This is a genomic window from Roseivivax lentus, from assembly GCF_900156805.1.
GTDB lineage: Bacteria > Pseudomonadota > Alphaproteobacteria > Rhodobacterales > Rhodobacteraceae > Roseivivax > Roseivivax lentus.
Map to the genome: position 1 here is coordinate 14,189 of NZ_FTOQ01000003.1, position 19,519 is coordinate 33,707.

The following is a 19,519-nucleotide window of genomic DNA, read 5'->3' on the forward strand; positions in this document are numbered from 1 at the left end:
CTTACCGCTCCCCCGTGACGCGCTTGCGGATGAGGTTGTTGAACACGACCGCGATCAGCAGCATGCCGCCCAGGAAGACGAGATACCAATCCTGGTCGATATCGGTGTAGGTCAGCCCGATCAGCACCATGCCGAAGATGATCGCGCCGAAGAACGCGCCCAGGGCCGAACCGTAGCCGCCGGTCAGAAGGCAGCCGCCGATCACCGCCGCGATGATCGCCTCGAATTCCTTCTGGAAGCCGCGGCGGGCATCGGTGGACCCGGAATCGAGCACCGTGATGATGGCCACCATGGCCGCGCAGCAGGCAGTGATCATGAAGAGGCTCAGCTTCACCCGGCGCACCGGCACGCCCGAATTGGACGCCGCGTTGGCGTCGCCGCCCGAGGCGAAGATCCAGTTGCCGTAGGGCGTGCGAGTCAGCACGTAATTGGCGATCAGCGCGATCACCACGAACCAGAGGATCTCGACCGGGATGCCCTGCACCTTGGGCGTGCCGTTCTTGAACGTGTCGATCAGCCCGGCCTCGGCCAGCATGACGAAGAGCCCCGGGAAGGCCTCGCCCGAGAAGATCGGCGCGAGCCAGTCGCCCTCCACCGCCTCGCGCACGCCGCGCAGCTGGGTGGAGCCGTCGGTGGCCCATTTCAGACCCACCAGCGACAGGCCGCGCAGGATGAACAGGAAGGCCAGCGTGACGATGAAGGAGGGCAGGCCCGTGCGCAGCACGATCTGACCGTTGAGATTGCCCACGAGCGCCGCGAAGAGCAGCGTGAGCGGAATGGCGAAGAGAAGCGGGATGCCGAAGGTCACCACGCAGGCCCCGAAGAAGAGGCCCGCGAAGGCCACCATGGAGCCCAGCGACAGGTCAAACTCGCCGCCCACCATCAAGAGCGCCGCGCCGATGGCGAGGATGCCGAGCTGGGCCGCGGGCGACATGAAGTTCATGAAACCGGCAAGCGAGAACATCGCGGGATCGGCGGTGAACAGGAAAAAGACGGTGACGAGAATGACGCCCGCGATGGCGCCTAATTCCGGCCGTTTCATCAGGCGGGTGAACAGGGATTCCTGTTTGATCCGCTCGTCCGTCTGCGTGGTGGCTGTGCTGTCGGCGGCCATAATCCCCTCCCCTGGATCGGTGCCGATGCCGGGCGGGTGGGCCGCCCGGCACCCTGTTTGCTTAGCGGATGCCCTCGGCGGAGAGCTCCACCACCTGTGCGGCCTTGTCGGCGGTGATCAGGTTCGGACCCGACGGCACGTTGCCGCCCGGAATGAGGCCGTAATCGGCATGCAGCGCCAGGAAGACCACGGGCAGGTAGCCCTGCAGGTATTGCTGCTGGTCGATGGCGAAGGTCGCGTTCCCGTCCGCAACCGCTTGCAGGAAATTCGCCGACAGGTCGAAGGAGCCGACATTGACCTCGCCGGTGCGGCCAAGCGCTGCGACGGCGGCCACGGCGGGCTCCCCGGCCAGCGACGCGCCGAGCGCGATCACGGTGTCGACGTCGGGGTTCGAATCGAGCGACGCCTGCACCTTGGATTCGATTTCCGCCGGATCGTTGGTGGTGGGCAGGACCTCGACAGTGCCGCCGAAGCCTTCCGCGAAGCCCGCGCAGCGCTCATCGAGCGAGACGTTGCCGACCTCGTGGTTGATGCAGATGGCGCTGGTGCCGCCAAGCTCGGCCATCTTCTCGCCCGCCGCGCGGCCCGCGTCGAATTCTTCCTGGCCCACATGCAGAAGCGCGCCGAAGCTCTTGGCCGCGGCCCCGCCCGAATTCATCGAGATGACCGGGATGCCCGCGGCCACGGCGCGTTCGATCGAGGGGCCGAGCGCGTCGGCATCGGGCACCGAGACGACGATGCCGTCGGGCTCCTGGTTCACCGCGGCGTCGATCAGCTGGCTCATCGCCACCATGTCGAAGGTCTCGGGCGCGCGGTATTCCACGTTGGCCCCGGTATCGGCAGCCGCCTTCTCGACGCCGTTCTTGACGACCGACCAGAACGGGTCGCTGGCCTGGCCATGGCTGACGACGATGATGTCGGCGGCCAGCGCGGGCGTGGCGACAGCCAGAGACACCGCCGCAATGGCGGTTTTGACGAATGTATTCATGAGTCCTCCCAAAATAGACTTTGCAGTCCTGCAAGACCGTTCCCTCGGCCTTGCAAGGGATGAAAGCACAGGTCTAATATTATTGCAACCGGTTGCATTCCGTCGCGCGGCAGGTCTTCGGGCACACCGCGCCGGGCGGAAAAAGGAGTTTTGACGATGCCAGTGACCCTCAAGGACGTGGCCCTGCGCGCCGGCGTCTCGCGTTCGGCGGTCTCGCGGACCTTCACCGAGGGGGCCTCGGTCTCCGACAAGACCCGCGCCAAGGTCGAGCGGGCGGCGCGGGAGCTGGGCTATCACCCGAACGCGCTCGCCTCGTCGCTGACGACGGGGCGGACGAAGCTCATCGGGCTCATCTCGAACAACTTCCACAACCCGCTCTTCCTGCAGGTCTTCGACCTCTTCACCCGCAGCCTGCAGAACCGGGGCCTGCGCCCGCTCCTGGTGAACCTGACCGACACGACCGATCCCGATCAGTCGATCCGCCTGTTGCGGCAATATTCCGTCGACGGGGTGATCGTCGCCTCCTCGACCCTGTCGCCGGAATTCGCCCATGCCTTCCAGCAGGCCGGGCTGCCCGTCGTGCATTCCTTCGGACGCTTCGCGAGCGCGCCCAAGGTGCATGTGGTGGGCATCGACAACGTCGAATGCGGGCGGATGGCGGCGCGGACGCTGATCGCGCGCGGATACAAGCGGCTGGGATTTCTGGGCGGCCCGGCCACGGCCACCTCCACCATCGACCGCCGCAAGGGCTTCTGGGAGGTGATCGCCGAGACCGAGGGCGTCTCGGCCTCCGAAAGTTTCGCCAGCGCCTATTCCTTCGATGCCGGCCGCGCCGAGATGCTGAGCCTGATGCGCGCCCCGCTCTGCGAGGCCTATTTCTGCGGCGACGACGTGTTGTCCATCGGCGCGCTCAGTGCGTTGCGGGAAAACGGCATCGACGTGCCGGGCGACATTGGCATCATCGGGCTCAACGACATGGACATGGCCCGCTGGCAGCTCATCGACCTGACCACGATCCGCCAGCCCATCCGCGAGATCATCGACAGCTCGATCGAGCTGGTCGTGGCGATGCTCGACAATCCTCAGCGCCACCCCGAAGCACGGCTCTTCGCCTGCGAGGTGATCGAGCGCGGCACGCTCCGGCCGCGCCCGGAGTGATCAGCGGAACATCGGCGGGCGGGCATCGACCCAGGCCCCCTCGTGCCGCGCCGAGTCCACCGCTGCATGGACCGCCGCCATGGACCGCAAACCGTCCGCTGCCGAGGGCAAGCCGTCCCGCGCCTCGCCGCGGATGCGCGCGGCGAGGTCGACATAGATATTGGCCACGGCGAGCGGGAAGCCTTCGGGATGGGCAATCGCCACCCGGCAGAGCCGCGCGGCATCCGTGTGCAGCCCGGACTCGGCCTTTTCCATGATCTCCACACGGCCGCCGAGGCGCTGGTAATATGCCTGGTTCGGCTGCTCCGAGGCCCAGCGAAGCCCGCCGGTCTCGCCGAAGACCTGGATGTCGAGCCCGTGCATCCGCCCGAGCGCGATGGTCGAGGTCCAGAGCCGCCCGACGGTGCCCTTCTCGGTGCGGAAATTCACCATGGCATCGTCTTCGAGCACGCGTGCCGAGACGGTGGAGGCGAAATCCGCCGACAGGCTGCGCACCTCGTCGCCGAGGATGAAGCTTGCCAGGTGCAGTGCGTGGATGCCGCAATCGGCCATCTGCCCCGACACGCCGGCCTGCGCCGGGTCGTAGCGCCAGCGCACGCGCGGATTGGCGTCGTCGTCGCCCGCCGCGTGGTGCCCGTGACTGAAATTCGCCACGACGCAGCGCACCGCGCCGATCTCGCCCTTGGCGACCATGGCGCGCATCTGACGGACCATCGGATAGGCGCTGTAGCAGTAATTGACCGCGCAGATCCGCCCCGTGGATTCGGCCAGCCGGACGATCTCTTCGCCTTCCTCCACGGTCATGGTCATGGGCTTTTCGCAGAGCACATGAAAGCCTGCGTCTAGGAACGCCTTGGTGATCTCGAAATGCGTGGCATTGGGTGTGGCGACGGTCACGAGGTCGATCCGGTCGGGGCGATCCTTCTCGCCCGCCAGCATCTCCTGCCAGTTGCCGTAGGCCCGGTCGGGGGCGATGCCGAGGGATTGCGCATAGGCGCGGCCCTTCTCAGGATCGACGTCCAACGCCGCGGCTTCAAACGAGAAATTGCCATCGGCCTGCGCGCCGAGGCGATGCGCCGGGCCGATCTGGCTGCCTTCGCCGCCGCCGATCATGCCCCATCTCAATTTCGTCATGGCACGGGTCCTTTCTCAGTCGAAGCCGATGGAGCGCAGGTAAGCGGCGTTGATCTTCGCATCGCGCAGGGGATCGGTATCGGGCAGGGTCGGGTCGCAATCCTGCTCGACCGTGCACCAGCCCTCGAAGCCGTGCTCGAGGAGGATCTCACGCACGCGGGGGAAGTCGACGTCGCCATCGCCCAGATTGCAGAAGATGCCCTGGCCGCAGGCCTCGTAGAAGCCGGTGCCCTTGGCGATCACGTCCGCTTTAACATCGGGGTCGATATCCTTGAAATGCATATAGGAAATCCGTCCGATATGCCGCTCCATGAAGGCCACGGGGTCAAAGCCCGCATAGGAATGGTGGCCGGTGTCGAAACAGATCTTGAGGATGCTCTCGTCGACCTCGTCCAGAAGCCGCTCGAGCTCCGGCTCGAAATCCATGAAACCCGCCGCATGGGCATGGATGCCGACCGTCAGGCCGAACTCTTCCGTTCCCATCCGCGCCACCTGGGCGATGCGGTCGCGGAAGGCGGCCCATTCGGCGGGGTCCATCTGTAGGGCGGCCTCGGCCCGGCCCGCGGTCGGGGCGCGACGCGGCGAGATCGAATCGATCAGCACCAGATGCTCGGCCCCGTGCGCCTTGAGCGCGCGGCAGGTCCGCAACGCGGCGTCCCGCACATCGTCCCAGAGCGCGGGGTCGTGGAAGGCGCGGAACACGACGCCGCCAATCAGCGTCAGGTCATGCTCGGAAAGCGCATCGGCCAGGATCGCGGGATCCTCGGGCATGAAGCCCACCGGGCCCAGCTCGATCCCCTTGTACCCCGCCGCTGCGCAGTCGCTGAGCACGTCGCGCCATGCGGGGTTGCGCGGATCGTTCGCGAATTCGACGCCCCAGGAGCAGGGGGCATTGCCTATTCTGATGCTCATGGCTGAGCGTCCTTTCAGTGCGGTTGAGCGGATTGCCAGCGGCCCTCGGCCTGCGAGCGCCGGGCGGCCTCGGCCACGCGGGAGACGGCAAGGCCATCACGGAAGGCGGGCCACAGCGACCGGCCTTCGTGGATGGCCTGCAGGAAGTCGCGGGCCTCGATGATGATCTGGTCCTGATAGCCGGTGCCGTGGCCCGGCCCCTGGCAGAAGGGCAGGTAATCGGGATGCGCGGGGCCGGTCAGGATCTGGCGGAAACCGCGCGTGGCCTCGGGGCCGGACGCCTCGTAAAGCCAGAGCGAATTCTGGTCTTCCTGGTTGAAGCGGATCGCGCCCTTCGTGCCGTTGATCTCGTAGATGTAGCCCATCTTGCGGCCCGTTGCGACGCGGCTGAAGAACATGTGCCCCATCGCGCCGTTCTCGAACCGGCACATCATCTGCGCCTGGTCGTCGTTCCCGACCGGGTCGCCGCCGCGCGTCGGATGCACGGTCTCGATCTCGGCCATGACGGTGCGGATCGGACCGGCAAGCGCGAGGGCCGCGTTGATCATGTGCGGCGCGAGGTCGCCCAAAGCGCCGTTCGCGTCGCCCGTGGCGCGCCATGTCGCGGGCAGGGCCGGATCGGCGTAGAAATCCTCCACATGCTCGCCCCGGAACCAGGTGATCTCGCCGATGGTGCCCTCGGCGATGAGCCGTCGCGCGAATTGCGAGGCGGGCGTGCGGATGTAGTTGAAGCCGATCATGTTGACGATGCCCGCGCCGTCGACCGCCGCGACCATGGCCTCGCCGTCGGCGATGGAGGCCCCGAGCGGCTTTTCGCAGAAGACGGGCTTGCCTGCCGCGACGGCGGCGCGGGTGATCTCGAGATGGGTTTCGGGCGGCGAGGCGATGACGACCGCGTCCACGCGCGGATCCGCGACCAGCGCCTGCCAGCTATCGGCCGCGCGCGCGAAGCCGAAGGACTTGGCATAGCGCGCCGCCGAGGCGGGCGAAGAGGCCGCGACCATCTCGAGGCGGGGGCGCAGGGCGGTGTCGAACACGGCCCCCACGGCGGCATGGGCCACCGCATGGGCCTTGCCCATATAGCCGCCGCCGATGATCCCGATGCCAATCTCGGTCATGGCGCTCCTCCCTCGAAAAACGGTTTGCAACCGGTTGCAATACGCGTATCTATAAATCACTGATCCGGTCAAGCGCGATCGCGCATCGCGGGGCTGAAATCGGCATGTCAGGGAGGGACATCATGATCGGCGACACCATCCGCCTGACCACCGCTCAGGCGATCATTCGCTATCTGAACGCGCAATTCATCGAGATCGACGGTGCGCGCCAGCGCCTGTGCGGCGGCGGCTTCGGCATCTTCGGCCACGGCAACGTCACCTGTCTGGGTGAGGCGCTCTACGATCACCGCGACACGCTGCCCCTTTATCGCGGCCAGAACGAACAGAGCATGGGCTTCGCCGCCGCGGCTTACGCCAAGTACCACCTGCGCCGGCGCTTCATGTTCTGCACCGCCTCGGCGGGGCCGGGCACGGCGAACCTGCTGACCGCCTCGGCGCTCGCCCATGCCAACCGCCTGCCGATGCTGATGCTCTGCGGCGATACCTTCCTAACCCGGCTGCCCGACCCGGTGCTGCAGCAGCTCGAGCATTTCAACAACCCGACGCTCGGGGTGAACGACGCCTTCCGCGCCGTCACCCGCTACTGGGACCGGATCACCCATCCTGCGCAGGTCATCCAGTCGCTGCCCGCGGCCATCGCCACCATGCTGGACCCGGCCGATTGCGGCCCGGCCTTCCTCGGCCTGCCGCAGGACGTGCAGGGCTGGGCCTACGACTACCCGCTGTCCTTCTTCGAGGCGCGCACCCACCGGATCCGCCGCGTGACGCCCGATGCGGACGAGGTGGCCGATGCAGTGGCGGCGCTTAGGGCCGCCCAACGTCCGATCATCATCGCGGGCGGAGGGGTGCAATATTCCGGCGCGGTGGCCGAGCTCATGGCCTTCGCCGAGACGCACCAGATCCCGGTGATCGAAACCATCGCGGGGCGGGCGAACCTCACCGCCGAGCATCCGCTCAATATCGGCCCCGTGGGCGTCACCGGATCGGACAGCGCCAATGCCGTGGCCGAGGCCGCGGACGTGATCCTCTCGGTCGGCTGCCGCCTGCAGGATTTCACCACCGGCTCCTGGACGGCCTTCGCCAAGGAGGCGCGGATCGTGTCGCTCAACGCCGCGCGCCACGATGCGGGCAAGCATATGTCGCTGCCGGTCGTGGGCGATGCCAAGCTGGGACTGGCTGCGCTGGCCGAGGGCATGGCGGGCTACACCGCACCCGAGACATGGACCGGCTTCGCGCAGGATGAGCGGCGGAAATGGGATGCCTACGTCGCCGAGAACACCAAATCCGGCAACCGGCCCAATTCCTACGCCCAGGCCATCGGCGTCGTGAACGCGCTCTGCGATCCGCGCGACCGCGTCGTGGCGGCGGCGGGCGGCCTGCCCGCCGAGGTCACGGCGAATTGGCGCACGCGCGATATCGGCACGGTCGACGTGGAGTTCGGCTTTTCCTGCATGGGCTACGAGATCGCGGGTGGCTGGGGAGCGCGCATCGCGCAATCCGAGGTGGAACCCGACGCCGACACCATCGTCTTCTGCGGCGACGGCTCGTATCTCTTGATGAACTCCGACATCTATTCCTCTGTTCTGACGGGGAAAAAATTGATCGTCCTCGTGCTCGACAATGGCGGCTTCGCGGTCATCAACAAGCTGCAGAACAACACCGGGAACGAAAGCTTCAACAACCTCTTCGCCGATGCGCCGACGATCCCGCAGCCCTTCGCGGTGGATTTCGCCGCCCATGCCGCGGCGATGGGCGCGCATGCGGTCCATGTCGACAATCCCGAGCAGCTCGCCGAGGCGTTCAAGACCGCCAAGGCCGCCGACAAGACCAGCGTGATCGTGATGAATGTCGATGCCTATGAGGGCTGGACCGCGCAGGGCCACACGTGGTGGGAGGTCGGCACGCCGCATGTCTCGGAGCATGCCTCGGTCCGGGACAAACATGCGGAGATCGAGGCCGAGCGCGCCAAGCAGAGGCGGGGCGTCTGATGGCCGGGCTCTCGCCGGACGCTGTGCGCGCCGGGATCGAAAATCGCGCCTTCGTGATCCTGGGCCGGGCGGGCATGGACCTTTTCGCCCATCCGCCGGGGACCTCGTCCGAGGAGGCCGAGGAATTCCATTCGGGCCTCGGCGGGTCGTCCGCGAATATCGCCGCGGGGCTCTGTAAACTGGGCGCAAAAGCCGCGCTCGTGACGTCCGTCTCGGACGATGCGGTGGGACGCTTCTGCCTGAACCAGCTCAAACGTTACGGGGTCGAGACGCGCTACGTGAGCGCCGTGCGCGGCGAATTCCGCACCTCGCTCGCGATCTATGAAAGCCGCAACGAGGGCTTTCAGAACGTGATCTACCGCAACGGGGCCGCGGATTTCCAGATGACCGAGGCGGATATCGCCGCGCTCGATCTTACGCCCTTTGGCGCGATGGTCGCGACCGGCACCTGCCTTGCCGCCGAGCCGTCGCGCGCCGCGACCTTCGCGGGGTTCGCCCGCGCCGCGGCCGAAGGTCTGCCGGTCATCTTCGATATCGACTACCGCCCCTATAGCTGGCCGTCCCCGGAGGTTGCCGCCGAGGTGCTGAGCCGCGCGGGCGCCGCCTCGGACGTGATCATCGGCAACGACGAGGAATTCGACTTCATGGCGGGCGCGCCCGGGCAGGGCCTCGCCAAGGCCCGCGCGCTCGCCGCCGAAGGCGCCGCGATCGTGGTCTACAAGATGGGTGCGGGCGGCGCGATCACCTTCGCCGAGGGCGCGGAGATCCGCACCGGCATCTTCCCGGTCGAGGCGCTGAAACCCGTGGGCGCGGGCGACAGCTTCATGGCGGGGCTGCTCGCAAGCCTCGGCGAGGGGCGCGATCTGCGTGACGCGATCCTGCGCGGCTCGGCCTGCGCGGCCATCGTCGTCTCGAAACCCGGCTGCGCGCCCGCCATGCCCGACAGCGATCAACTCGCGGCGTTTCTCGCCGATCATCCCGGCCCGACGGAGGTCTGATCCCATGCATATCCCCCCCTTTGACAACCAGAACGCACCCATCGTCGATGTGGGCGACGCGCATGTGCCGCTCAATTACTTCAACATCGTCAAACTTAAGAAGGGCCAAAGCTTCGCCTATGACGTGCCGGGCTACGAGACCTGCATCGTGCCCGCGACGGGTCTCATCGCGGTCACCGTGGGCGGCTTCTCGGTCAGCGATCTGGGCGGGCGCGGCGTCGATGTCTGGGACGGCGAGCCCGAGGGCGTCTATGTGCCGACCGGGGCCGAGGCCGAGTTCACCTGTCTCTCCGACACCGCCGAGGTCTTCGTCGCGGGTGCCAGGTTCGACGAGGTGCTCGAACCCTTCGCCGTGCGCGCGGACGAGATCGACCTCGTGCAATACGGCTCGGACGACACCAAGACCCATCGCAAGATCAAGCACATCCTCGGCGCGAACCAGCACGACCGCGTGGGGCGGCTTCTGGTGTCCGAGCTTTATACAGTGGGGCAGGGCGGCTGGTCGGGCTTTCCGAGCCACAAGCACGACACCGACCGGCGCGAGAGCTCCGGCGGCGAGATGCTGGAGACCCGCCACGACGAGACCTACAATTTCCGCTTCCGCCCGAGTTATGGCTCGGGTCTGCAGATGCTGCAGCGCGCGGATAACGAGCCGGGCGATGCCTATCACATCGTCGACGGCTCCACGATGCTGATCGACAAGGGCTATCACCCCTGCTGCGTGCTGCCGGGCTACGAGATGTATTATTTCACCATCCTGGGCGGGCTCAGCCAGCGCAGCCTGAAGCAGTATTTCCAGCCCACCCATGCCGAACAGCTGCACACGATCCCGGGCATCATGGACATGGTGGCAAAGTTCAAATGACCGGCCCGATCTGAGCGCACGCCCCGCCCCGCCCCCCGGGCGGACGCTTCACTCCCATCCGCGGCCGGGGGCCGCAGAAACCCGAGACGACATGACACTCGCAACCCTCAAGGACGTTCTGCAACCGGCGATGACGGGCGGCTACGCGGTGGGCGGGCTCGTCTGCCTCGGCTGGGAGGATATGCGCGCCTATGCGCGCGCCGCCGAGGCCGAGGGCCTGCCGGTGATCCTGCAGGCCGGACCGTCCTGCCGCAAGCACACGCCGCTGCCGGTGTTGGGCGCGATGTTCCGCAAGCTGGCCGAGAGCGTTTCGGTCCCGGTCGTGGCCCATCTCGACCACGGCTACACCCTTGAAGAATGCCGCGAGGCGCTCGATGCGGGCTTCACCTCGCTGATGTATGACGGCTCGCGCCTGCCGCTGTCGCAGAACATCGACGAGACCGCGCGCATCGCCGAGATGGCGCATGCCGCGGGCATTTCCTGCGAGGGCGAGATCGGCTTTGTGGGCTATGCCGCGGGCGAGGGCAGCCAGGGCACCGACCCCGAGGAGGCCGCGCGCTTTGCCAGCGAGACGGGCGTCGATGCGATGGCGATCTCGGTCGGCAACGTGCATCTGCAGCAGAACCACGAGGGCGGTCTCGACGAGGACCGCATCCGCGCCATCGAGGCGGTGACCGATCTGCCCCTCGTTATCCATGGCGGCTCCGGCGTGCCGGTGGCGCAGCGCGCGGCACTCGCGCGGAGCTCCAAGATCGCCAAGTTCAACATCGGCACGGAGCTGCGCATGGCCTTCGGTACCGCGCTGCGCGCTGCGCTGGCCGCCGATCCGGAGCGGTTCGACCGCGTGCAGATCCTGTCCGAGATCGAAGCCCCGTTGCAACGGGCCGCGCAGACCGTCCTGCGGGCGCTGGCACCGGCACGCTGAACCGCAAGGCGCATTTTCGGGGCGGGGATGCTGGACAAGCCCGCGCCGCTGGCCTTTCCTGACAGGCGCGCGGGCGGGACGAGCCTGCCGCGGGTCGCATTACGGAGAGCAGGTCGATGTTCGCAACGCACAGCTTCAGGGCCGCGGTCGCCCATGCCGCCCCGGTCTATCTCGACCCCGCGGCCACGTCCCGAAAAGCCTGCGCGCTCATTGCCGAGGCGGCGCGGAACAGTGCGCGGTTGATCGCCTTTCCGGAAAGTTTCCTGCCGGGATTTCCGGTCTGGGCGGCCCTCTTCCGGCCCATCGAGACGCATGATCTCTTCGCCCGCTTCGCCGCCGCCTCGGTGCGCGCGAACGGGCCCGAGATCGCGGCGATCCGGCAGGCGGCGCGGGCGCATGGCATCCTCGTGTCGCTGGGGTTTTCCGAGGCGAACCCGGCCTCCATCGGCGGGCTCTGGAACAGCAACCTGCTGATCGACGAGACCGGCGCGGTGTTGGTCCATCATCGCAAGCTGGTGGCGACGTTCTTCGAAAAGCTCGTCTGGGCGCCGGGCGACGGGGCGGGTCTGCGCGTGGCCGAGACCTCGGTCGGTCGGGTCGGTGCGCTCATCTGCGGCGAGAATACCAATCCGCTCGCGCGCTTTGCGCTGATGGCGCAGGCCGAGCAGGTCCATATCAGCAGCTACCCGCCGGTCTGGCCCACCCGTCCGCCCGAGGATGGCGCGAATTACGACAATCGCGGCGCCAACATGATCCGCGCTGCGGCGCATTCCTTCGAGGCCAAGGTCTTCGGGCTGGTGGCGGCGGGGCTCCTTGATGCGGAGGCCAAGTCGATCATCGCGGACGGCGCGCCCGAAGTCGCGGCGATGCTCGAGGCCTGCCCGACCGCGCCCAGTTTCTTCGTCGATCCCACTGGCAAGCCCATCGGCGACGAGATGACCGAGGAAGGCATCGGCTATGCCGAGATCGACCTCGGCTTGGGGATCGAGCCGAAGCGCTTCCACGACGTCTCGGCCGGGTACAACCGCTTCGACGTATTCGACCTGCACGTGGACCGCACGCGGCACGTTCCGGTGACCTTCACCGAGATCGCAACCGATCCTGTGGAGCAGTCCTTGCCAGCGGGGGACGCGGAGGGCTGACGCCGCTCGAGCGCCGAAGGGCTCGGCGCCGATCCGTCAGGCCGGTTCCGGCACGCGACGCCAGGCGGCGGGGCCGGTCTTGTGGATCGAGTTCCCTTCTGTGTCGACCGCGACGGTCACGGGCATGTCCTCGACGCGCAGCTCGTAGATCGCTTCCATCCCGAGGTCCTGGAACGCGACGGGCCTGGCCTCCTTGATCGCCTTCGAGACGAGGTAGGCGGCACCACCCACGGCGATCAGGTAGGCCGCCTTGTGCTTCGCGATGGCCTCCAATGCGGCGGGGCCGCGTTCGGCCTTGCCGATCATCACCTTCAGCCCGGTCTCGCCGAGAATGCGGTCGGTGAACTTGTCCATCCGGGTGGAGGTCGTCGGCCCGGCAGGGCCGATCGCCTCGTCGCCCACGGCGTCCACGGGGCCCACGTAATAGATCGCGCGGCCCTTCAGATCGACGGGCAGGGGCTCGCCGCGATCCAGCATGTCGATCATCCGCTTATGCGCGGCGTCCCGCCCGGTATAGAGCGTGCCCGAGACCAGCAGCGTCTGGCCCGGCGTCAGCGATCCCACCACCTCGTCCGTCAGGTTGTCGAGGTCGATCCGCGTGGCATGGGCGCTGGCCTGATCGAGCAGGATCTCGGGCCAGTCGGACACATCGGGCGGCGTGAAGGTGGCCGGCCCCGAGCCGTCGAGCGTGAAATGCACATGCCGGGTGGCGGCGCAATTGGGGATCAGGCCGACGGGCAGCGAGGCCGCATGGGTCGGGAAGGACTTCACCTTCACGTCGAGCACCGTGGTCACGCCGCCGAGGCCCTGCGCGCCGATGCCGAGCGCGTTGACCCGCTCGTAGATCTCGACGCGCAGCTCCTCGGTCCTGTTCGCTGGGCCGCGGCGCAGCAGCTCGGCCATGTCTATGGGCTCGGAGAGGGCGGCCTTGGCGAGCGCCATGGACTTGTCGGCATTCCCGCCGACCCCGATGCCGAGGATGCCGGGCGGGCACCAGCCCGCGCCCAGCGTCTCCACCGTCTCCACGACCCAGTCCGCGACCGAGCCCGAGGGGTTCAGCGTGGTGAATTTCGACTTGTTCTCCGACCCGCCGCCCTTGGCCGCGACCTCGACCTCGATGGTGTCGCCGGGCACCATTTCCACGGTCAGCATGCAGGGCGTGTTGTCGCCGGAATTCTTGCGCGCGCCGAAGGGATCCACGACGACCGAGGCGCGCAGCGGGTTCTCGTCGCGCAGATAGCCCTGCCGCGTGCCCTCGTCGCAGATCTCCTGCAGGCCGCGCTTGAAATCGGTCTTCGCCTCGACGCCGTATTTCACATGGATGTTCGCGGCCCCGGTATCCTGACAGATCGGGCGCCGCCCGAGCGCGCACATCCGCGAATTGACGAGGATCTGCGCCATGGCCTGTTTCGCGCCGGGGTTTTCCTCGCGCTCCCAGGCGGCGGACATGGCGCGGACGAAGTCCTGCGGGTGGAAATACGAGATGTATTGCAGCGCTTCGGCGATGGAGGCGATGAGGTCGTCTTCGCGGATGACGGGCATGGCGGAGGGTTCCTGGCAGTGGATCACGTCTGTGCCGCCACCATCGCGATATTCGAGCGGCGCGACAACGGGGCTTTGTGGCATCTTCGGGGGTTTTTGGACGTCGCGGGGCCCCGCCTGCCGGGTGGGGCCGGATTGCGGGGTAACGGGCGGCGCATGTGATTTGCCCGGGACCATGCCGGCCAAGGGCAAGGCAGGCTGGTCCGACCGGCGGGCAGCAAGACAGAGGCCGCGCGGCGCGCTCAGGCGCTGAACATCACCGGCATCTCCGCCTCGCGCAGCAGGCCATGGGTCACCGCGCCGATCACGAAATCATAGGTGCGGGAATGGCCGTAAGCGCCGGTCACCACGAGGTCGGCGCCATGTTCGCGCGCATGCTCCATCAGGATCCGCGCGATGTCGGCGCCATGGCCGTGGCGATGCGCGGTTTCCGCCTTGAGCCCGTGCCGCGCCAGTGCTGTGGCGAGGTCGATGGCGTCATGGTCATGCAACGCGTCCCGGTTTCCGTCGACCCGCAGGATGCACACCTCGGCCCCGGGATCGGAGAGCGCGACCATGTCATGGGCCGCGCGGGCGGCCTCGCGGGTGTCGCTCCAGCCCAGAACGATGGAGCGGCCCACCGGCGGGCCGTCGAAATCGGGCGGCACGATCAGCACGGGCCGACCGCTTTCGCGGATCACGCGGGTCTGCGCATGGACCTGGTCGCCCCGGTCGATGGCCCGGTCCTCCTTCGGCATGATGACGAGATCGGCCGCATGGGCGCTTTCGATCATCCGGTCCGCGGCGGTGGTCGATTCGGCGCGCAGGCAGCGCCATTCGGCGGTGAAGGCGGCGCCTTCCGTATGGCGGCGAAACACCGCCTCGATCGCCTCGGCTTCCTCGTTCTGGCTGGCGTTGAAGGCGGCGAAGGTCGCGTCGGGCACATGCATGGCGATGCCGGGATAGACCAGCAGCGCCTCGATGGTGTGCAGACCGATCAGGTGCGCGCCATGCCGATCGGCCAGCGGGACCGCGCAGTTGAGGACCGCATCGGCGGTCTCATGGTTCATCAGGCAACAGAGCAGCGTTTTCATCACAGGCTCCTTCGCGGCTTCGGGCAGATGGCCCGCCGCACGATCACGGCTGCATTCCGCCGCACCGGATGACCCGGAGCGGCGCCGCTTTTCGGTCCATGCCCGCGGATCATCCGCGGTTGACCTTGATCTTCTGCACGAAGTTCCGCGCGCCGTCGGGCTTTGCGATCTTGAGCTTCAGAACGCCGTCCGTGAACGTCGCCTCGACCGCGCCGTCCTCGGGGGTGAAACCCAGCGGCATCTGCCGCCGGAACCGGCCGTAGCGCCGCTCGACCATGTGATAATCGGCGTCCTTCTGTTCGTGATCGCTGGATTTCTCGCCTTTCAGGGTCAGCACGTCGCCCGAGATCGAAATGTCGAGATTGTCCTCCTGCACGCCGGGCAGATCGGCGGTGATCTCCAGCGCGCCCTCGGTCTCCGCCACGTCGATGGCCGGGTAGGCGCCGGTGCCGATGGCGTCGAAGAAGCTGTCGGGCGACGCGAGGGGTTGCGTGCGGAAGCGCTCGAGAAGCTGGTTCATCTCGCGCTGCATCGCCTGGAAGAACGGCGCGGGCGCGAATGGTGCGACGCCGCGGGCCTTGGTCTCCGGGCCGGGGGCTTGGTCTGTGTCCATCTTGGTCTTCCTTTGTCTGCGGTGGGTCTGACGCGATGGAACCGTCTTAGCAAAAAGCCCGGCGCGCGCGTTGATCGCGATCAAGCAGCACGGCGATCGGGCAACGGAAAGCCGCCTTGAGCGCCACGAAAAAAGGCCCGGCGCTTGGTGGCCGGGCCTTGAGATTGCATGCGTGGTCGCGGGCGTCGCGGCGAAAGACCTAGTCGCAATCGCCGGTGGCAAGCGCCCTGAGCGCCGCCGGGCGCAGGAACACCACCCGGTGGATACCGTCGAGCGCGATCACCCGGCTCTTGCGCAACTGGCTCAGCACGCGGCTGACGGTCTCGGTCGTGAGCCCGAGGAAATCGGCGATATCGGCGCGACTCATCGGCAGGTCGACCCGGCGCTGACCGTCGCGATCCTGTCCCGTCCGTGCATCGAGCGCGATCAGAAAGGACGCGACCCGCTCTGCCGCGGATTTGCGCCCGAGCATCATGAAATGGTCCTGCATCGCGGCGATCTCGTGCAGCGCGGCCTCCATGAAGCGGGCGCGCAGGACCGGATCGCCGGTGGCGCAATCGATCTGCGTGATGCGGAAGGGTTGCAGCCGCACCAGCGACAGCGCTTCGCAATCGGTGTGGTGGCGGCCGTCGCAGGGAAAGCCCACGAGGTCGCCGGGCAGGCCGAAGGCGATGATCTGGCGCCGCCCGTCCTCCAGCAGGCGGTTGAGCGACACGACGCCCGCGACCACCTGGTAGATCCGCGTCACCGCGTCGCCTTCGCGGAAAAGATGCGCACCTGCGGCCAGCCGGGTTTCGGGCAGCGCGCAGGTCTCCGTCGGGAATTGGGCGAAATCGGCCATGTCCACGGCCTGGTTCGCATTTGTCACGTACATCGTCTCAGTCCCCCCAAAGGCTGCGAGAGGCAGACCTTTGCAAGCCGATGTCGCGGCGGTCCCCGGGGCGGTGTAACGGTTTGTATCAAAGTGTATCGCGCGGGGCTGGGACGGAGCGCTTGGCCGTCCGAAAGGGCGGTGCTGCATGCCCCGCGATCAATGCTGGCAGGGCCGCCCGCAAGGCGCTAGCCTGCGCCGCATGACAGCGCACACCATCCTTGTCGTGGACGACGATGCGGGGGTCCGCACGCTGCTTCGCGACGTCTTCGAAAGCGGCGGGTTTGCCGTCCTCGAGGCCGCCGACGGGGCCGCCGCGCTTGCCGCGCTGGAGCGCGGAGGCGTGCGCCTCGTGACGCTCGATCTGCAATTGGGATCGCGCGACGGGCTCGATGTGGCGAGCGAGATCCGCCAGCGCTCGGACGTGCCGATCGTGATGGTGACGGGACGCGATGACGTGGTCGACCGGGTGGTGGGGCTGGAGCTGGGCGCGGACGATTACATCACCAAGCCCTTCCATGTGCGCGAGGTCCTGGCCCGGGTGCGCAGCGTCCTGCGCCGTGCGGGCCAGCCCGAGGCGCCCGCCGATGCGGCATCGGGCACCATGCCCGGCCCGGTGGACGGCGCGGAGTCCGCCCCCGCCTTCGGCTTCGACGGGCTCAAGGCGATCCCGGACCGGTTCGAGCTGATCGACCGCGACGGCACGCGCTGCGACCTGACCAGCGGGGATTTCAAGCTGCTGTCGGCGTTCCTGCAGAATGCGGGCCGGGTGATGTCGCGCGACCGCCTGATGGACCTCATCGGCGGCGTGAGCTGGAGCCCCTATGACCGGACCGTCGACAACCAGGTCGCCCGGCTGCGCAAGAAGATCGAGCGCGATCCCGCCGATCCGCAGATCATCAAGACCGTGCGCGGCGTGGGTTACAGCTTCGCCGCCGAGGTGACGCGCCTTCAGCCCGATGCCGGGTCAAGCGCCGCCGCCAGCCGCCGCGCCAACGCGCCCTGATGATAGGGCTTGTGCAGGATCTCGAAGGCATCCGCGCCGGGCATCTGTTCCGAGACCACGTCGCTCGCATAGCCTGAAGTCAGGATCACCGGCATGTCGGGGAAGTCCGCGCGGATGCGCCGGGCCAGATCGAACCCCGAAAGCGTGCCCGGCATCACCACGTCCGACAGAACCGCGGACACCTTCAGACCGTCCTGCAGCATGCGCCAGGCGGCATCGCCGGTCTCGGCGATCTCGACCGCGTAACCGAGCGCGCCCAGCCGCTCCGCGGTGATGCGCCGGACATGCGGGCTGTCCTCGACCACGAGCACCCGCTCGCCCCGGCCCAGGGGCATCGACGGGTCCGCGTCGCCGCCGTGGCCCGGGCGGCTGGCCTCGGCGTCAGTGGGTAGCGCGGGCAGGTAAAGGCCGATCGCCGTGCCGTGCCCGGGCTCGCTGTAAAGCGTGATATGCCCGCCCGACTGCCGCACGAAGCCATGCACCATCGCGAGCCCGAGCCCGGTGCCGTGGCCCGGCGCCTTGGTGGTGAAGAAGGGCTCGAAGGCGCGGGCCTGCGCCTCTGCGGACATGCCGGTGCCGTCGTCGCTGACGAGGAGCCGCAGGTAATGGCCCGGCGCCACATGGGTCTCCTGCGCCATGTAGCTGTCGTCGATCTCGATCTCGTCGACCTGGAACAGGATGCGGCCGCCTTCGGGCATCGCGTCGCGGGCATTCACGGCGATGTTGACGATGGCGGATTCGAGCTGCACCGGGTCCACCTGCACATGCGGCAGGCCGGTGGGGCAGTCGACCCTGATCTCGTAGGTCTCGCCGAGGGTCTGGGACAGCAGGCGCGTGGTCTTCTGGCAGATGCGCCCGAGATCGACCGCTTCGGGCTTCAGGCTGCCCTTGCGCGCGAAGATCATCAGCTGGGCGGTCAGCCCCGCGCCGGTCTCCGCCGCTTCCATGGCCTGGGACAGGTAGCGCGCGGTGCGCGCATCCCCGGCGCTCGATTGCGCCAGTTCCAGATTGCCCATGATGACGGTCAGGATGTTGTTGAAGTCGTGGGTGATCCCGCCGGTCATCTGCCCCACCGCATCGAGCCGCATGCTGCGCGCGAGCGCGCTCTCGCTGGCGGCGCGGGCGGTCAGGTCGTGCAGGATCGCGACAAAGATCGGGTCGGGCCCCACCTTCGCCTCGCCTACCGACAGGTGCACCGGGAAGGTGCTGCCATCCTGCCGCTGCCCGGTCAGATCGCGCCCGATCCCGACGATGCGGGCGATGCCCGTTTCGCGATAGGCCGCCATGTAGCCTTCATGAGCGGAGGCCTGTTCCCGGGGCATGAGCATGGCCACGTTCCGCCCGACCAGCGCCTCGGGCGGGTAACCGAAGAGCGTATGGGTGGCGTGGTTGGCGCGCAGGATCCTGCCCTGCGCATCCGCGACGATGATCGCGTCGACCGCGGCATCCAGGATGGCGCTCAGGATTTCGCTGTCGGCGGCTTGGGGCAACGGGACCTCCGGTCGGGGATGCGCGCGGGCGCGGCGCGATTAGAGCCGAAGCTCAGGGCGGTGACAAATACTCCGTCAGATCGCTGAGGGTGACCACACCCACGAGGCGGCCTTCCTCCTGCGTGACGAGGAACTTGTGCTGCCCGGTTTCGGTGATGAGAGTGAAGACCTCCGCCAGCCGCATCGGCGCGCTGAGCACATGATCGGCGCGGGTCTCGACGAAGACATCGTTGGCCCGCGTGCTGGCCCAGTGCTCGCGGTCGATGGCCGCGACCATGCGGCGGTCGAGCCGGCCCAGCAGGACCCCGTCCTCGACCACCGGCAGCACCCCGCATCCGCGGCCGAGGATCACCCCGTCGATCACCCGCGCCAGCGTCATGTCGGGCGAGATGCAGACCGGATCGCGCGTCATAACGCCGCCCACGGTTGCGGCCCGCGGAGGCGGCGGAGGGGGCGGATGCGGAAACGCGCGCCAGCGGCGCATGAACGTGGACAGGGACATCGCGGCACCCGATGTGAAGGCCGTCATCCTAGCGCGCGGCGGCGCGCCCGGCTTGATCTTGCGCAAGCAAAACGGCGCGC

Annotated in this window: 18 protein-coding genes; 7 read left to right on the forward strand and 11 right to left on the reverse strand. The window is 67.9% G+C overall.

Annotated features, from left to right (window positions below; all coding sequences use genetic code 11):
- Position 1: 1 nt before the first annotated feature.
- Entirely contained in the window at positions 2 to 1,114 is a 1,113-nt protein-coding gene (locus BW990_RS07060; RefSeq protein ID WP_076446448.1) for an ABC transporter permease, read from the reverse strand.
- A gap of 61 nt (positions 1,115 to 1,175) precedes the next feature.
- Positions 1,176 to 2,102, reverse strand: a complete 927-nt coding sequence (locus BW990_RS07065; RefSeq protein WP_076446450.1) for a sugar ABC transporter substrate-binding protein — start codon at positions 2,100 to 2,102, stop codon at positions 1,176 to 1,178.
- A gap of 156 nt (positions 2,103 to 2,258) precedes the next feature.
- Here BW990_RS07065 and BW990_RS07070 point away from each other — a divergent pair, with 156 nt between their 5' ends.
- Positions 2,259 to 3,260 (forward strand): LacI family DNA-binding transcriptional regulator, encoded by a 1,002-nt coding sequence (locus tag BW990_RS07070; RefSeq protein WP_076446452.1) that lies wholly within the window; start codon positions 2,259 to 2,261, stop codon positions 3,258 to 3,260.
- Here BW990_RS07070 and BW990_RS07075 read toward each other — a convergent pair whose 3' ends face one another.
- The 3 genes from BW990_RS07075 to BW990_RS07085 are packed head-to-tail and all read right to left on the reverse strand — an operon-like array spanning position 3,261 to position 6,424.
- Positions 3,261 to 4,394 (reverse strand): Gfo/Idh/MocA family protein, encoded by a 1,134-nt coding sequence (locus tag BW990_RS07075; protein ID WP_076446454.1) that lies wholly within the window; start codon positions 4,392 to 4,394, stop codon positions 3,261 to 3,263.
- A gap of 15 nt (positions 4,395 to 4,409) precedes the next feature.
- Entirely contained in the window at positions 4,410 to 5,306 is an 897-nt protein-coding gene (locus BW990_RS07080) for a TIM barrel protein (RefSeq protein WP_076446456.1), read from the reverse strand.
- 14 nt (positions 5,307 to 5,320) lie between these two features.
- Positions 5,321 to 6,424, reverse strand: coding sequence for a Gfo/Idh/MocA family protein (locus tag BW990_RS07085; protein ID WP_083950503.1), 1,104 nt, complete (start codon positions 6,422 to 6,424; stop codon positions 5,321 to 5,323).
- Between the two features lie 122 nt (positions 6,425 to 6,546).
- On the opposite strand from BW990_RS07085, the gene iolD reads away from it, so the two are divergent.
- The 5 genes from iolD to BW990_RS07110 all read left to right on the forward strand — a co-directional run bounded on the left by iolD (position 6,547) and on the right by BW990_RS07110 (position 12,342).
- Positions 6,547 to 8,412, forward strand: a complete 1,866-nt coding sequence (iolD, locus tag BW990_RS07090) for a 3D-(3,5/4)-trihydroxycyclohexane-1,2-dione acylhydrolase (decyclizing) (protein WP_076446460.1) — start codon at positions 6,547 to 6,549, stop codon at positions 8,410 to 8,412.
- Positions 8,412 to 9,410, forward strand: a complete 999-nt coding sequence (iolC, locus tag BW990_RS07095; protein WP_076446462.1) for a 5-dehydro-2-deoxygluconokinase — start codon at positions 8,412 to 8,414, stop codon at positions 9,408 to 9,410. Before iolD ends, iolC begins: the two co-directional genes overlap by 1 nt.
- 4 nt (positions 9,411 to 9,414) lie before the next feature.
- On the forward strand, positions 9,415 to 10,275 hold the full coding sequence (locus BW990_RS07100) for a 5-deoxy-glucuronate isomerase (RefSeq protein WP_076446464.1): 861 nt from the start codon (positions 9,415 to 9,417) through the stop codon (positions 10,273 to 10,275).
- A gap of 91 nt (positions 10,276 to 10,366) precedes the next feature.
- A complete protein-coding gene (locus tag BW990_RS07105) occupies positions 10,367 to 11,200 on the forward strand; it encodes a class II fructose-bisphosphate aldolase (protein ID WP_076446467.1) in 834 nt (277 codons plus the stop codon).
- Positions 11,201 to 11,316: 116 nt separating this feature from the next.
- A complete protein-coding gene (locus tag BW990_RS07110; RefSeq protein WP_076446469.1) occupies positions 11,317 to 12,342 on the forward strand; it encodes a carbon-nitrogen hydrolase family protein in 1,026 nt (341 codons plus the stop codon).
- A 36-nt stretch (positions 12,343 to 12,378) separates the two neighbouring features.
- Here the strand turns inward: BW990_RS07110 and BW990_RS07115 are convergent, their stop codons facing one another.
- From BW990_RS07115 to BW990_RS07130, 4 genes are all read right to left on the reverse strand, one after another.
- The gene (locus BW990_RS07115; protein WP_268794329.1) at positions 12,379 to 13,968 is read right to left on the reverse strand and encodes a fumarate hydratase; all 1,590 of its coding nucleotides are present in this window, start codon (positions 13,966 to 13,968) and stop codon (positions 12,379 to 12,381) included.
- A gap of 158 nt (positions 13,969 to 14,126) precedes the next feature.
- Positions 14,127 to 14,957: a universal stress protein gene (locus tag BW990_RS07120; protein WP_076446475.1), complete on the reverse strand. Its 831-nt coding sequence runs from the start codon at positions 14,955 to 14,957 to the stop codon at positions 14,127 to 14,129.
- Positions 14,958 to 15,066: 109 nt separating this feature from the next.
- A complete protein-coding gene (locus BW990_RS07125; protein ID WP_076446477.1) occupies positions 15,067 to 15,570 on the reverse strand; it encodes an Hsp20/alpha crystallin family protein in 504 nt (167 codons plus the stop codon).
- A gap of 199 nt (positions 15,571 to 15,769) precedes the next feature.
- Positions 15,770 to 16,444, reverse strand: coding sequence for a helix-turn-helix domain-containing protein (locus tag BW990_RS07130; protein WP_076446479.1), 675 nt, complete (start codon positions 16,442 to 16,444; stop codon positions 15,770 to 15,772).
- Between the two features lie 199 nt (positions 16,445 to 16,643).
- Here BW990_RS07130 and BW990_RS07135 point away from each other — a divergent pair, with 199 nt between their 5' ends.
- Positions 16,644 to 17,447: a response regulator gene (locus BW990_RS07135; RefSeq protein WP_076446481.1), complete on the forward strand. Its 804-nt coding sequence runs from the start codon at positions 16,644 to 16,646 to the stop codon at positions 17,445 to 17,447.
- Here the strand turns inward: BW990_RS07135 and BW990_RS07140 are convergent.
- The gene (locus BW990_RS07140) at positions 17,393 to 18,937 is read right to left on the reverse strand and encodes a PAS domain S-box protein (protein WP_076446483.1); all 1,545 of its coding nucleotides are present in this window, start codon (positions 18,935 to 18,937) and stop codon (positions 17,393 to 17,395) included. The two genes, BW990_RS07135 and BW990_RS07140, sit on opposite strands and share 55 nt — an antisense overlap.
- A 52-nt stretch (positions 18,938 to 18,989) precedes the next feature.
- Entirely contained in the window at positions 18,990 to 19,466 is a 477-nt protein-coding gene (locus tag BW990_RS07145) for a CBS domain-containing protein (RefSeq protein ID WP_083950504.1), read from the reverse strand.
- Positions 19,467 to 19,519: the final 53 nt, after the last annotated feature.

What these genes read in the sequence shown, in the direction of transcription:
- BW990_RS07060 (WP_076446448.1), bottom strand. Translation starts at nt 1,114, where the DNA reads ATGGCCGCCGACAGCACAGCCACCACGCAGACGGACGAGCGGATCAAA.
- BW990_RS07065 (WP_076446450.1), bottom strand. Translation starts at nt 2,102, where the DNA reads ATGAATACATTCGTCAAAACCGCCATTGCGGCGGTGTCTCTGGCTGTC.
- BW990_RS07070 (WP_076446452.1), top strand. Translation starts at nt 2,259, where the DNA reads ATGCCAGTGACCCTCAAGGACGTGGCCCTGCGCGCCGGCGTCTCGCGT.
- BW990_RS07075 (WP_076446454.1), bottom strand. Translation starts at nt 4,394, where the DNA reads ATGACGAAATTGAGATGGGGCATGATCGGCGGCGGCGAAGGCAGCCAG.
- BW990_RS07080 (WP_076446456.1), bottom strand. Translation starts at nt 5,306, where the DNA reads ATGAGCATCAGAATAGGCAATGCCCCCTGCTCCTGGGGCGTCGAATTC.
- BW990_RS07085 (WP_083950503.1), bottom strand. Translation starts at nt 6,424, where the DNA reads ATGACCGAGATTGGCATCGGGATCATCGGCGGCGGCTATATGGGCAAG.
- iolD (WP_076446460.1), top strand. Translation starts at nt 6,547, where the DNA reads ATGATCGGCGACACCATCCGCCTGACCACCGCTCAGGCGATCATTCGC.
- iolC (WP_076446462.1), top strand. Translation starts at nt 8,412, where the DNA reads ATGGCCGGGCTCTCGCCGGACGCTGTGCGCGCCGGGATCGAAAATCGC.
- BW990_RS07100 (WP_076446464.1), top strand. Translation starts at nt 9,415, where the DNA reads ATGCATATCCCCCCCTTTGACAACCAGAACGCACCCATCGTCGATGTG.
- BW990_RS07105 (WP_076446467.1), top strand. Translation starts at nt 10,367, where the DNA reads ATGACACTCGCAACCCTCAAGGACGTTCTGCAACCGGCGATGACGGGC.
- BW990_RS07110 (WP_076446469.1), top strand. Translation starts at nt 11,317, where the DNA reads ATGTTCGCAACGCACAGCTTCAGGGCCGCGGTCGCCCATGCCGCCCCG.
- BW990_RS07115 (WP_268794329.1), bottom strand. Translation starts at nt 13,968, where the DNA reads ATGCCACAAAGCCCCGTTGTCGCGCCGCTCGAATATCGCGATGGTGGC.
- BW990_RS07120 (WP_076446475.1), bottom strand. Translation starts at nt 14,957, where the DNA reads ATGAAAACGCTGCTCTGTTGCCTGATGAACCATGAGACCGCCGATGCG.
- BW990_RS07125 (WP_076446477.1), bottom strand. Translation starts at nt 15,570, where the DNA reads ATGGACACAGACCAAGCCCCCGGCCCGGAGACCAAGGCCCGCGGCGTC.
- BW990_RS07130 (WP_076446479.1), bottom strand. Translation starts at nt 16,444, where the DNA reads ATGTACGTGACAAATGCGAACCAGGCCGTGGACATGGCCGATTTCGCC.
- BW990_RS07135 (WP_076446481.1), top strand. Translation starts at nt 16,644, where the DNA reads ATGACAGCGCACACCATCCTTGTCGTGGACGACGATGCGGGGGTCCGC.
- BW990_RS07145 (WP_083950504.1), bottom strand. Translation starts at nt 19,466, where the DNA reads ATGACGGCCTTCACATCGGGTGCCGCGATGTCCCTGTCCACGTTCATG.